This is a genomic window from Micromonospora phaseoli, from assembly GCF_900109115.1.
GTDB lineage: Bacteria > Actinomycetota > Actinomycetes > Mycobacteriales > Micromonosporaceae > Micromonospora > Micromonospora phaseoli.
The window spans coordinates 158,323-170,728 of record NZ_FNYV01000004.1; the positions used below are offsets into that span (position 1 = coordinate 158,323).

A 12,406-nucleotide genomic window follows, 5' to 3' on the forward strand; every position below is an offset into this window, starting at 1 on the left:
ACGTACAGTAGAAAGAACAAGCTACTTGCAATAGGCTCCACATACAACGGCCCGACCACCGGCCGCGCCCCGCTGGCGACCGGCAGAAAGGGTGGCATCCACGATGGCGACCGGCCTGCCCGCCGAGGGCACCTGTCAGCTGTGGTGGGCCCGGACCGCGCCGCCGGACGACCGGGACCTGCTCGCCCTGCTCGCCGACGGGGAACGTCGCCGGCACGCGGAGTTCACTGATCGAGGCGGCCGCGCGGCGCACCTCACCGCGCGGGCGTTGACCCGCCTGGTGCTCGCCGGCATGCTCGGCGTCCCGGCGTCCGGACTGCGTTTCGAGGCCGTCTGCCGGGGCTGCGGCGGGCCGCACGGCAAGCCGGTGCTGCGCTCACCGCCGTCGCCGGTGACGTTCTCCGTCTCACACTCCGGGCAGTGGTGCGTGGTGGCGTTCGCCACCGGGACCGAGGTCGGTGTCGACATCGAGCGGCTCGCGCTGCGCGGCACCCGGCTTCCGCTGCGCGCCCTGGCCGCGACCGAACGCGCGGTGCTCACCGGCACCGGGGTCCGCGACCGGACGGCCGCCTTCGTCCGGTACTGGACCAGGAAGGAGGCGCTGCTCAAGGCGACCGGAGACGGGCTGACCATCGACCCGGCAGCGCTCACCGTGACCGGGCCGGACCAGCCTGCCGCCCTGCTGAGCTGGGACGCCGTACCAGCACCGACCGAAACGCCACACCTGGTCGATCTGGCCGCGCCGACCGGGTACGGCGGCGCGCTGGCCACTCTCGGCCGGGCGCTTGTCGTGTCCTACCACGACGGTGGATCTCTCCTCGATCAGATTCGCACCGGTGCGGCGGTTCCTGAGCGACACACATTTCCAATAAGGTGCTGACCTAGCGCAACCACCTGATCTCCTTCCGTTGCCGGCACGCGGGGCTCACCGTCCGGCGGGGCGAGGAGTCCACGCAGGCGGCCACCCACCCACGCAATGTCCGTTGAGCCCTCAGGAAAGGGATCCGATGTCTGACGACAGCCGCACGTCGTCCGGTGCCGACACCAGCACGGTGCAGGCACCGGCCGCGGCACCACCCGACGAGTTCGTCCCCCCGATCACCGGCCGCAAACGCACCCTCGCCCTCGTCGTCGTACTCACCGGGTTCGTGCTGGACCTGCTCGACATCACCATCGTGAACGTGGCGCTGCCGTCGATCCGCGACGGCATCAACGCCACCGCCTCCACGATGCAGTGGCTGGTGGCCGGGTACGCGCTCGCCTTCGCGTCGATGCTGATCATCGCCGGCCGACTCGGCGACATCGTCGGCGTACGCCGGATGTTCCTGATCGGTGTCGCCGGCTTCACCTCCGTCTCGCTGCTCGCCGGCCTCGCCCAGACACCCGAGCAGCTGATCGTGCTGCGCTTCCTGCAGGGCGCGATGGGCGCGGTGATGGTGCCTCAGGTCTACACCCTCATCCAGCTGCTCTACGCGCCGAAGGAACGCGGCCGGGCGTTCGCCGCGATGAGCGCCGCGCTCGCCTTCGGCACGGTCGGCGGCCCACTGGTCGGCGCGCTGCTGACCACCGCCGACGTGGCGGGCCTGGGTTGGCGGACCATCTTCCTGGTCAACGTCCCGATCGGCATCGCGGCCTTCTTCGCCGCGAAGGCGTTGCTGCCCGAGTCGACGCCGAACCGCCGGGAACGGCTCGACCTGGTCGGCGCGACCCTGATCACGGCGGCGGTGCTGCTGATCGTCTACCCGCTGGTGCAGGGCCGCGAGCAGGACTGGCCGGCCTGGACGTACGCGAGCATGGCCGGCGGCCTGGCCGTCTTCGCGCTGTTCGTGGTGCACCAGCGGTCCCGTACCGAGTCGCCACTGGTGCCGATGTCGCTCTTCCGGCACCGCTCCTTCAACTCGGGCCTGGTGGTGGTCTTCCTCTTCCAGGGCGCGGTGATGTCGTTCTTCCTGATCATCACCATCTACCTGCAGATCGGCGTCGGATACAGCATCCTGCGCGCCGGGCTGTCCGGGCTGCCGTGGGACATCGCCGTGCCGCTGCTCGGGTGGCTCTCCGCCCGCGCGATCACGCCGAAGCTCGGCCGGTTGGGCCTACAGGCCGGGCTGGTGCTGCTGATCGCCAGCATGTTCTGGTTCATGTGGGTCATCGACAGCACGCCCCAGGTGACCATCTGGCAACTGCTCGTCCCGATGTTCATCGGCGGCGCCGGCATGGGTATGACCTTCCCGCCGCTGATGGGCTACTCGCTGCATGACGTGCCAGGTCACCAGGCCGGCTCCGCCTCGGGGGTGGTCAACGCGAACTACCAGATAGGCGTGACGCTCGGCATCGCCGCCTGCGGCACGCTCTTCTTCAGCCTGCTCGCCAGCCAGGCGCCGGCGGCGGTCGACGACGTGACTCCCCGGCTGCGCGCCGACCTGGTCGCCACGGGCGTCTCCGACGGACAGGCCGGGCAGATCAGCGACCGGTTCCGCGACTGTGTCACCACCCAACTCGACGCGGCGGACCCGACACTCCCGCCGCCCGGCTGTGATGCCACGAGTCTGGCCGCCGGCAGTGGCGGCACCGCCGCCGGGGTCATCGAGCAGCGCGCCTTCGAGACCAGCCAGATCAGCTTCCAGCGGGCGATGGTCGGCACCCTCTGGTTCAGTGTGATCAGCTTCGCCCTGGCCCTGCTGGGCAGCTTCCTGCTACCCCGACGGTAGCGAGCCGGACGCGGTGCGGGGCGACCCTCCGCCAGGGCCGCCCCGCACCAGCCACAGCGGCCCCGGTCCCGCCGTCCGGACGGCGGGACCGGGGCCGCGTGTCGTCGCGGTGGGCGCAGCTCAGCCGAGCGCGGTCCGGTAGGTCGCGAAGGTCCAGACGTGGCCCTGCGGGTCCCGGCAGGTGAACTCGTACGAGTCGTGCGGCTTGCTCTCGGGAGCCAACAGGATCTCGGCGCCGGCGGCCACGGCCCGGCCGTGGATGTCGTCCACCTCGGTGTCGGTCTCCACTCGGACGAAGGTGCCGGCGGTGGCGGCACCGAGCGCCAACGGCTCGCCGAGGCGCAAGCCGTCGTTCGCCGGATTGATCATGATCAACCCGTGCTCGCCGATCCGAAGCTCGGCGTGGTAGACGTTCCCGGCGCCGTCGTCGAAGACGCCCAGCGTGGTGAAGCCGAAAGTGTTCACCAGCCATTCGATGGCCTTCGCCGGATTCTGGTAGGCGATGTAGGGGGCGACGGTGGGCGGGACCGAGGAATCGGCCATGGGTCACTCCTCAGAGTCGATGCTGCGAACGGGTCAGGACGAACAATCACTCTATGTGCTCTTTGTGTCCTACCGACGAAAAAGAGCGGACGTTCTGTCGGCAACCGGTCAGTCGAGCTTCGGGGCGTAGCTACCGAAGCCCCACAGGTGTCCCTCGATGTCCCGGACGACGTACTCCCGCGAGCCGTAGTCCGTGTCGGTCAACGGCATGACCACCTCCGCGCCCGCCGCGACCGCGCGGTCGTGGTGCGCGTCGACGGCGTCCCCGACGTACACGTACACACCCTGGCTCGTCAGGGGCAGGTCACGCGGACTGGCCATGGGCAGCGTGGACGACCCGGCCGGGCCAAGCTGGAAGGTGCCGATGCCCCACCGCAGCTCGGCGTGCACCACCTGCCCCTCGCCGCCGGTCGTGGTCTCCAGCACCTCGAAGCCGAAGGCCGAGCAGAGCCAGTCGATCGCGGCGCGCGGGTCCTGGTAACGCAGGAAGGGAATGACGGGTGCCACCACATCGGACATGAAGATCCTCCAGGTGTCGACAGAAGACACCACACCCTACCCGCCGGTCACCGGCACCGGGCAGAGCCGACACACCGCCGCTCAGCGGGCCCGCACCAGCAGTGGCAACTGGTCGTACGAACGCAGGCTGGCATGCCGGCGCCGGACCGGCGGCCCCGCGGGTCCGAGGATCTCCACCGCGCCCACCAGGCGCTCGAAGACGACCACCGACATCAGCCGCGCCAGGGCGGTGCCGAGGCAGTGGTGCAGGCCCCCGCCGAACCCGAGATGTGGGTTGGGATCCCGCCCGACGTCGAGACGCTCGGCGTCATCGAAGACCGCGGCGTCCCGGTTGGCCGCGCCGAGCAGCAGCAGCACGGTCCGCCCGGCCCGAATCTTCACACCGGCCACCTCGACGGGCTCACGGGCGACCCGGATGACGTTCTGGATCGGGGCGTCGTACCGCAGGAACTCCTCCACCGCCGACGGGACCAGGGCCGGGTCGGCCCGCAGCCGGCGCAGCTGTTCCGGATGGGCGAGCAGCGCGGCGACCCCGTTGGAGACCAGGCCCATGGTCGTCTCGAACCCGGCGTGGAACAGGAAGAGCATGTTGTCCGCGAAGTCCGCAATGGCCAGCCGGTCGGTGGCCGACTCCTCCCAGTACATCCCGGCCAGCGTCGGGCCGCCCGGCTGCTCCCGGCGACGCGACAGCAGCTCGGCGAGGTAGTCGTGCAGCCAGGGCAGCGCGGCGTTGATGTCGTGCAGGTCGCCGGGGGTGAGATTGGCCGCGTCGAAGACCTTGGCCAGCGAGACGACCCGGGTCAGCACCTCCGGCCGGTCCGGGATCGGAATGCCGATCAGATCGCACACCACGCCGACCGGCAGCGGCACCGCCAGGTCGGTCACCACGTCGAGCCGGCCGCGTTGCAGGGCGGGGTCGAGCAGCGTGTCGGCCGCGGCGCCGATGTGTCCGGTCAGCCGGCGCACCACCGGGGTGCCCAGTGCCCGGCCGATGAACCGCCGCAGTCGGGTGTGGTCCGGCGGGGTACGGGTCAACACGATCCGGTCCAGGAACTCGGCACCCGGGCCGTCGCCGAGGGTGAGCCGGGTGTACTCCGCCGGCATCCGGCTCTCCAGCCGGTTGTCGCGCAGCAGGGTGGAGACCACGGAGTGCCCGGTCACCAGCCACTGGCCCAGCTCCGCCCGGGACAACGGGCCCCGGGCGCGCAGCTGCGCGTAGGCCGGGTACGGGTCGTCCTGGGTCGCCAGGAACGCCGCGGACAGGTGGGGACGCGCGGTGTCGGCTCGCATACAGAGCACTATCCGGCAGGACTACCGGGCCGGCAAGACCCGACATACGTCATCGCCCGGTCGCCCTGCCGACACTGTCGACACTCGTCGCATCGTGTTCTAGGCTCACCACTGTGCGCGAGGAACCCGCTTCCGTCGGTCAACGTCTGCTGGCTCTCATGGACCACTACCGGGGAGGCGACAGCGCCCTCAACGAACAGGTGCTGTGGCACCTTCGGGGCCCGTACGACCACCAGGCGATGACCCGGGCGGTGGCCGCCCTGTCCGCCCGGCACGAGCCGCTTCGGACCACCTACCCGCGCGGCCGGCGGCTGCGCCAGCTGATCCACGAGCCGCAGCCGGTGCCGGTACCGCTGACCGACGTGTCCGGCGAGGCCGAGCCGGCCGCCGCCGCCCGCCGGATCGTCGCCGCGGAGGTGTCCACCAGCATCGACGCCTCGGTGTGGCCACTGCGGACACGGGTGCTCCGGCTCGGCGCGGAGCACCACCTGGTCGTGCTCACCCTGCACCACTACTGCTCCGACGACTACTCCAACGCGCTGCTGGCCAGAGACCTGCGCGCCCTGTACGGCGGTGAGATCGGTGAACCCGTCGACCTGCCCGCACCACAGTGGCAGTACGCGCAGTGGGCCCGGTGGCAGGCGGAACAGCTCTCCGGGGCGAACCGGGAACGACTCACCGGGTACTGGACGGGCAAGCTCGCCGGCGCGCGGCTGGTGGAGCTGCCCGCCCGCGGCCGGCGTCCGGTGCCCGACGGCGAGCCGCCCTGGATCTCCGTCGAGCACTACGTGGACGCGCAGACCACCGCGGCGCTGCGACAGCTCGCCCGCCGGCACCGCACCACGTTGTTCCCGGTCACCCTGGCGGTGTTCTACGCGCTGCTGCACGCCGAGACCGCCGCTGGCGACCTCACGGTGGCCTCGCTCTTCGCCAACCGCGGGCAGCCGCAGGTGCGCGACACCGTGGGCTTCTTCGCCAGCATGGTGCTGCTCCGGGAACGCTTCACCCCGGACACCACACTGGCCGAGCTGATCGGGCAGACCCGGACCACCGTGATGGACGCGATGCGCCATCAGGACCTCCCCCATCAGCTGCTGCCGCCGGACACCGTGACCGGCGGCACCGGCCGCACCGACGACGTGCTGTTCCAGTTGCTCGGCAGCCTGATGACCCGGGCCGACATGGCCGGAGAGGAGCTGGACGACATGGAGGCCCAGTTGGAGCGGCGGCGTTTCGCGCTGGAGTTCGTCGTCGTGCCGCAGGGCGACGTGCTGTCCGCGCTGCTGTTGTGCTCCCGGGCCGAGTTCGATCCGGCCTGGGCCGACGCGTTCGTCCGCGACTACGTCACCCTGATCCGGCGGGCGGTCGCCGACGCCGACGTTCCGATCGCCGAGCTGCGCGCCGCGCCGGTGACCTGACCCGGCCGCACTCCGCCATTTGATTGAGTCCGCAATAATCGACGCCGCACAGGATAGGCATATGCAGAGGTTTCTCTGGGCTCGCTACTTGAGTTCCAGCCGAAACGCAAATTGCAGCGGCCCGAACAGGCGGCGACAATCCGGTTAAGTGTTCTGAACCGGACCGATTCGACCATACCCATTGAACCCTTTTCAACCGCCACCCGCGATCCGACGACCATCGGCTCAAGGCGACGCACAAGCGCCACACGATCCAGGATGAAAGGATGATTGTTCCCGACCCGACCGCCCCCCGCGGCCACGAACACTGCGTGGGCGGTCAACCGCGGTTGCGTCCCGCCAGCGGGCCCGGGCACCAGCGCACCACCCGCGCCTCCGCCACCGCCGGGCGGGACCGGCGTCGGCGCACCACGAACTTGAGATGCAGGCGCAGCATCCGCCCGATCTGCTCCGAGGCCACACCGCGGCCGCAGCGGTGCCGCTCCAGCATGGCACGCTCCGCGCCGCACCGCACGACCACTGCGGCGCCGGCCGCGCTGGCACCGGCGGCCACGTCGACCAGAGAGGTGAAGCCCACCTCGTCGACACCGGTCACCTCGGTCAGATCCAACTCGACGCGCTCCGGCCGCGAGTCGACATGGTCCAGCATGTACTCGGCGACCCGGGTGACATAACCGGCAGTACTCCGGTCGACGCTGCCGCTGACGGAAATCGCAACAGCGGTTCGGCTCACCCTCCGGGCTTTGACCATCGGCAACACAATTCCCCCCTCCTGCTGGTGTCACACCCTAGAACGCATCCGCGCGGCATGGGAATGACCGATCGGCTTCAATACTGTGACATCCGCGTTCTATCTCCGCCGATGATTCTGATAAGCGACAATGCATGTGACTATCTGTGCCGAGACAGGAGGATCTTCGGCTTGCCCCCGGCGGTCCGGGCCGCCCGCCCGCGACTGTGCGGTGGTCAGCCACTGCCCGGCCGGGGCGCGCAACACCCCAGGCCCGGGGCAGGTGGAGCGCGCTCCGACACGGCCGGCGCCGACCGACGCGGATCTGACACTGGGGAGTAACAACGCGTGACCACATCCGCGCCGGTTGCCGAAGATCCGACAAAAGTCATCGGAAACCTTGACCCTGTCCGGATCGGACTTCCGGTCGTCCCACCAAGTGTGTTGCATGTACCGGCCGGCCCTTGCCCGCATGGCGAACCCAACAGACACTAGAAGCATGAGTGCACCGTCCCTGGCACCGCGGTTCGACGCTTTGGACCCGAACGTCGTCGACAACCCCTACCCCGAGTACGCCCGCCTGCGCGACGCCGGGCCACTGTGCCGGATCGGACCCGGCAGCTGGGGCGTCACGCGTCACGCCGACGTCGCGGCTCTGCAGCACGATCCTCGGCTGGGCAGCGAGTTTCCCGCCGGATACCACGAGGTGTCGGTGGGCGACGGACCGGCGAGCGCGTTCTTCCAACGGATCATGCTCTACCGGGACCCGCCGGACCACGTCCGACTGCGGCGGCTGATGAGCCGGGCGTTCAGCCCCGCGGTCGTCCGCCAGCTACGCTCGTACGTCGAGGAACTCGTCGACGAGCTGCTCGTGCCGGCCGTGGAGAACGGCCGGATGGACCTGGTCGGTGAGTTGGCCTACCCGCTGCCGGTCCGGGTGGTCTGCCGGCTGATGGGCATCCCCCCGGAGTCCACCGAGGAGGTGCGCCGGCACGCGATGAACCTCGGCCGGGCCTTCACCGCAGTGGTCGGCGAGCACGCCCGCGCCGAGGCCGACGTGGCCGTGCGCTGGCTGCGCGAGCACATCGGCGAACTGCTCGACCAGCGCCGGGCACGTCGCGGTGACGACCTGCTCTCCCGGTTGCTCGACGCCGAGGAGTCGGGTGACACCCTGAGCCACGACGAGATCGTCGACAACACCGTCTTCTCGTTCTTTGCCGGCTTCGAGACGACCGTACACATGATCACCACCGGCGCCGCCGCCCTGCTGGGCCATCCCGACCAGCTCGCCCGGCTGCGGGCCGATCGTTCGCTGGTCGGCACCGCCGTCGACGAGTTCCTGCGCTGGGACGCCCCGATCCAGGGCACCGCCCGCTACGTCCACGAACCCATCGAGATCGGCGGGCGTACCGTACGACGAGGTCGGGTGCTGGTGCTGATGGTCGGTTCGGCCAACCACGACGAGCGCCGCTTCTCCCGGCCCGACCGGCTGGACGTGGGCCGTACGGACAACCCGCACCTCGCCTTCGGCGGCGGTGCCCACCTTTGCCTTGGTGCGTTCCTGGCCCGGATGGAGGGGGCCGTCGTCTTCGACCGGTTGGCCCGCCTCGCCGTTTTCGAGGCAGCCGGACCGACCGTGCGCGAACGCGACACCCCCTTCCGGGCGTACGCCTCGGTCCCGGTCCGGATCGGCTGACCGGCCGCCGTGCCGGCGGCCCACAGCGGGCGCGGTGCCGGCGGACCGCAGCGGGCGCGGTGCCGGCGGACCCGACCCGGCTCAGCCGGCCGGCAGGGCCTCCAACACGGTCAGGGTGGGCGTGCCGACCACCTGGGTCAGCCGCAGACCGACCCGCTCCAGCAGCCGGGCGGTCTCGTCGGCGCTGCGGTGTGCGCCGCCGGTGAGCACCATCGCGTGCACGTCGAACAGCTTCGCCATGTCGAACGCGTCGCCGGGCGGCAGCACGGCCTCCAGCAGCACCAGGCGTGAATCGGGCCGCATGGCGCTGCGGACGTTACCGAGGATGCGGGCGGCGTCGTCGTCGTCGAAACCCGGCAGCACCGTCTTGAGCAGGTAGCCGTCGCCGCCGGCGGGCACCTCGGCGAAGGCGTCACCCGGCACCACCTCACAACGCTCGGACACGCCTGCCTCGGCCAGCACCTCCGGCGCGCCCGACACCACGTGCGGCAGGTCGAACAGCACGCCGCGGACCGCGGGGAAGCGGGTGAGCAGGCCGGCCAGAAACCCACCGGTGCCGCCACCGACGTCGACCAGGGTGCCGAACCGGCGCCACGGGTACGCCCCGAGCACCGTGCGCAGGTGCAGCCGGTTGACGCTGCGCATCCAGTCGTCGACCCGGGTGCTCTCCTGCGGATGGTCGGCGAGGTAGGCCCAGTAGTCCTGGCCGTGCACGTACGCGAAGGCCGGATCGCCGGTGCGCAGGGTGTGCCCGATCGCGCCCCAGGCACGCACGTCGGAGTCGAGCAGGGTGAAGCTGTCACGCAGGGACATCGGATGGTCGCCGCGCAGCGGTTCGGCCAGCGCGGTGAGGGCGAACGTGGCGTCGGCGACCTCGGTGAAGATGCCCCGGGCGGCCAGTGCCCGCAGCAGGCGCAGCAGCGCGCCGGGGTGCGCGCCGGCCGTGCCGGCCAGCTCCGCCACGGTACGCGGGCCGCCGACGAGCAGGTCGGCGATGCGCAGGTCGCAGGCGGCCCGCAGGGCGAACGGAGTGATCTGGTCGCCCAGCTCACCGAGCCGGATCACGGCGGGCAGGTCGAGGTGCTGCCGGGTGGCTGCCATGTCAACGCCCCTTCTGTCGGCGCAGCCGCTCGCCGGCGAACTGCAGCAGACCCAGTTTGTCCAAGCCGGTGCGGACCTGGTCGGTCATCAGGCCGATCTGGCCGAGCGCGACCGCCACCCGGGAGAAGACCGCCTGCCGATACTTGATCATGAGATCGTGGTTGGTGGCGAAGGCCACCCCGTCGGCGCGGTCCACCTCCAGACGCTGCCAGATGTCGTCGAGCAGGAAGCGCTGACGGATCAGCGCCGCGGCGTCCAGGACCAGCTCCTCCCGTTCCGCCCGCTCGGCCGTGGTGAGCTGGTCGTAGAGCCCGGTGAGGGAGAGCACCCCGAACGTCACGTGCCGGGCCTCGTCGCGGGCCACCAGGTGGGTCAGTTCCTTGATCAGTGGATCGTGGAAGCTGCTGTTGGACAGCCGGAACGAGGCCATCGCGATCGCCTCGACCATGATCTGCATGCCGAGCGCGGTGAGGTCCCACCGCGAGTCGGACAGGATGTCGGTGAGCAGTTCCCGCAACGGCGGGGACACCTCGTACGGTTCGGGGATCTTCTCCCGCAGGTACCGGGAGAAGACCTCGACGTGCCGGGCCTCGTCGACGGCCTGGGTGGCCGCGAAGAACTTGCTGTCCAGGTCCGGCACCGTCTCGACCAGCCGGGCCGCGACGACCATGGCCGCCTGCTCGCCGTGCAGGAACTGGCTGACCATCCACGACTGGAACTCCCACCGGAACGTGTCCCAGGCGCGGCGACCGCGCGGGGCCAGCGGCGAGTCGGCGAACGCCGCCATGGCGAAGGCGGAGTCGTCGGGCAGCGGCGCGCCGAACGGCACGTGCATCGACCAGTCCACGTCCGAGACCCGCCACTGCGCGGCCTTGGCGCGTTCGTAGAGCGCCACCAGCCGGGGATCGGAGGCTTCGTAGTCCCAGGTAAGTGTGGTGTCGACACGAGCCGGCACGACAAAGCTCATACAACACAACGTACCCAGTGAGACGACCGATGCCAATGGATAGGCGCTATCGTCCCGCCATGGACATACAACACACGCCAGCCTCCGTCGCCCAGCGTCTGCTCTGGATGATCAAGCACTACCGCACCGACTTCGGCGCGCTGAGCTGCCCGGTGCTGTGCCGGCTGACCGGCGAGGTGGACGCCGACGCCCTGGACGCCGCGCTGGCCGCGCTCACCGCCCGGCACGAGTCACTGCGTACCACCTTCACCGGTCGGGGTGCCCGGCTCGCCCAGGTGGTGCATCCGCCGGCACCCGCCGGCACCCGCCGGGTGGACCTGTCCGACCAGCCGAACCCGGCCGCCGCCGCCGACCAGGCGGTCCGCGCCGAGTTACGCACCGCGATCGACCCGACCGAATGGCCATCCCGGACCACCCTGTGGCGGCTGGCGCCACGCGAACACATCCTCTGCCTGAACCTGCACCACCTGGTCACCGACGCCTGGTCGACCGGAATCCTCTTCCGCGACCTCGGCACCCTCTACGCCCGGGCCACCGGGGCGTTGGCGCAACCGCCTCCCACCGGATGGCAGTACGCGTCGTTCGTCCGCTGGCAGCAGGAGCTGCTCGACTCCGACGGGCTGCGCCGGCACCGGGAGTACTGGCGCCGGCAACTGGCCGGCAGCCAGCTCCCCGCACTGGGCTCCCCCACCGGCGATCCCGCCGGCACCGACCAGAGCGCATCCGCAGGTCGGACCAGCTCCGAGGACGCTCCGGCGACCTCGGACGTGGCGATCGACCTCGACCGCGAGACGGTCGCCCGGCTGCGTGCCCTGGCCCGCACGCAACACACCACCCTCTTCTCCGTGCTGCTGGCCGTGTTCTACCAACACCTGCACCGGATCACCGGCCAGGACGACCTCGCGGTGGCCTCGATGTTCGCCAACCGGTCCCGCCCCGAGCTGCGCGAGACCGTCGGCCTGCTGGCCAACATGGTGCTGCTGCGAGCCCGGGTCGGGCAGGCCACCACCTTCGCCGAACTGATCGGACAGGCCCACGCCGCCGCGATCGGGGCCTTCACCTACCAGGACCTGCCGTACCAGATGCTTCCGCTGGACGTGGTGCAGACCGGCGGACGGCGCGCCGACGACGTGCTGTTCAACGTGATGGCCGAGGTGCGCCACCGGACGGTGGCGGCCGGCGTCGGCTTCGAACTGCTGGTGCCGCCCGGGCTGGGCAGCAGGTTCCGGTTCGAGCTGGCCGTCGCCCCGGTCGGCCCGGCGGACCTGCGCGCGGTCTTCTACCACCGCACAGCCGCGTACCCCGGTGCCCAGGCGAGCGAGTTCGTGTCCGGCTATGCCGAGCTGGCGGCCCGGCTGGCGGCGGAGCCGAGCGCTCCGCTGCGTACCGGGCGACCCGGCTGATCGACGCCAACAAACGCCAGACAATACGACA

The 12,406-nt window shown here is 70.7% G+C and carries 11 protein-coding genes; 5 read left to right on the forward strand and 6 right to left on the reverse strand.

Features of this window, described 5'->3' with window-relative positions:
* Positions 1–103: 103 nt before the first annotated feature.
* On the forward strand, positions 104–880 hold the full coding sequence (locus tag BMY89_RS12225; protein WP_092379697.1) for a 4'-phosphopantetheinyl transferase family protein: 777 nt from the start codon (positions 104–106) through the stop codon (positions 878–880).
* Positions 881–1,007: 127 nt separating this feature from the next.
* Positions 1,008–2,708 carry an MFS transporter gene (locus tag BMY89_RS12230; protein WP_092379699.1) on the forward strand — a complete coding sequence of 567 codons (1,701 nt, stop codon included), beginning with the start codon at positions 1,008–1,010 and terminating at the stop codon, positions 2,706–2,708.
* Positions 2,709–2,828: 120 nt separating this feature from the next.
* Here the strand turns inward: BMY89_RS12230 and BMY89_RS12235 are convergent, their stop codons facing one another.
* The 3 genes from BMY89_RS12235 to BMY89_RS12245 form a co-directional block, all read right to left on the reverse strand.
* The gene (locus BMY89_RS12235) at positions 2,829–3,251 is read right to left on the reverse strand and encodes a VOC family protein (RefSeq protein WP_092379700.1); all 423 of its coding nucleotides are present in this window, start codon (positions 3,249–3,251) and stop codon (positions 2,829–2,831) included.
* A gap of 108 nt (positions 3,252–3,359) precedes the next feature.
* Entirely contained in the window at positions 3,360–3,770 is a 411-nt protein-coding gene (locus BMY89_RS12240; protein ID WP_092379702.1) for a VOC family protein, read from the reverse strand.
* 81 nt (positions 3,771–3,851) lie between these two features.
* Positions 3,852–5,060, reverse strand: a complete 1,209-nt coding sequence (locus tag BMY89_RS12245) for a cytochrome P450 (protein WP_092379704.1) — start codon at positions 5,058–5,060, stop codon at positions 3,852–3,854.
* Positions 5,061–5,218: 158 nt separating this feature from the next.
* Here BMY89_RS12245 and BMY89_RS12250 point away from each other — a divergent pair, with 158 nt between their 5' ends.
* Complete coding sequence (locus BMY89_RS12250; protein WP_092379706.1) at positions 5,219–6,478, forward strand: condensation domain-containing protein; 1,260 nt, start codon at positions 5,219–5,221, stop codon at positions 6,476–6,478.
* Between the two features lie 319 nt (positions 6,479–6,797).
* On the opposite strand, the gene BMY89_RS12255 is transcribed toward BMY89_RS12250, so the two are convergent.
* Entirely contained in the window at positions 6,798–7,211 is a 414-nt protein-coding gene (locus tag BMY89_RS12255) for a hypothetical protein (RefSeq protein WP_232521258.1), read from the reverse strand.
* 496 nt (positions 7,212–7,707) lie between these two features.
* Here BMY89_RS12255 and BMY89_RS12260 point away from each other — a divergent pair, with 496 nt between their 5' ends.
* Positions 7,708–8,904 (forward strand): cytochrome P450, encoded by a 1,197-nt coding sequence (locus tag BMY89_RS12260; protein WP_092379710.1) that lies wholly within the window; start codon positions 7,708–7,710, stop codon positions 8,902–8,904.
* An 81-nt stretch (positions 8,905–8,985) separates the two neighbouring features.
* Here the strand turns inward: BMY89_RS12260 and BMY89_RS12265 are convergent, their stop codons facing one another.
* Complete coding sequence (locus tag BMY89_RS12265) at positions 8,986–10,005, reverse strand: methyltransferase (RefSeq protein ID WP_092379712.1); 1,020 nt, start codon at positions 10,003–10,005, stop codon at positions 8,986–8,988.
* 1 nt (position 10,006) lies between these two features.
* Positions 10,007–10,972, reverse strand: coding sequence for a ferritin-like domain-containing protein (locus BMY89_RS12270; protein ID WP_092379713.1), 966 nt, complete (start codon positions 10,970–10,972; stop codon positions 10,007–10,009).
* A gap of 59 nt (positions 10,973–11,031) precedes the next feature.
* On the opposite strand from BMY89_RS12270, the gene BMY89_RS12275 reads away from it, so the two are divergent.
* Positions 11,032–12,375 (forward strand): condensation domain-containing protein, encoded by a 1,344-nt coding sequence (locus BMY89_RS12275; RefSeq protein ID WP_092379715.1) that lies wholly within the window; start codon positions 11,032–11,034, stop codon positions 12,373–12,375.
* Positions 12,376–12,406 lie beyond the last annotated feature (31 nt).

Coding starts and splice junctions, on each gene's coding strand:
- BMY89_RS12250 (WP_092379706.1), top strand. CDS start 5,219: ATGGACCACTACCGGGGAGGCGACAGCGCCCTCAACGAACAGGTGCTG.
- BMY89_RS12265 (WP_092379712.1), bottom strand. CDS start 10,005: ATGGCAGCCACCCGGCAGCACCTCGACCTGCCCGCCGTGATCCGGCTC.
- BMY89_RS12240 (WP_092379702.1), bottom strand. CDS start 3,770: ATGTCCGATGTGGTGGCACCCGTCATTCCCTTCCTGCGTTACCAGGAC.
- BMY89_RS12270 (WP_092379713.1), bottom strand. CDS start 10,972: ATGAGCTTTGTCGTGCCGGCTCGTGTCGACACCACACTTACCTGGGAC.
- BMY89_RS12225 (WP_092379697.1), top strand. CDS start 104: ATGGCGACCGGCCTGCCCGCCGAGGGCACCTGTCAGCTGTGGTGGGCC.
- BMY89_RS12260 (WP_092379710.1), top strand. CDS start 7,708: ATGAGTGCACCGTCCCTGGCACCGCGGTTCGACGCTTTGGACCCGAAC.
- BMY89_RS12245 (WP_092379704.1), bottom strand. CDS start 5,060: ATGCGAGCCGACACCGCGCGTCCCCACCTGTCCGCGGCGTTCCTGGCG.
- BMY89_RS12235 (WP_092379700.1), bottom strand. CDS start 3,251: ATGGCCGATTCCTCGGTCCCGCCCACCGTCGCCCCCTACATCGCCTAC.
- BMY89_RS12275 (WP_092379715.1), top strand. CDS start 11,032: ATGGACATACAACACACGCCAGCCTCCGTCGCCCAGCGTCTGCTCTGG.
- BMY89_RS12230 (WP_092379699.1), top strand. CDS start 1,008: ATGTCTGACGACAGCCGCACGTCGTCCGGTGCCGACACCAGCACGGTG.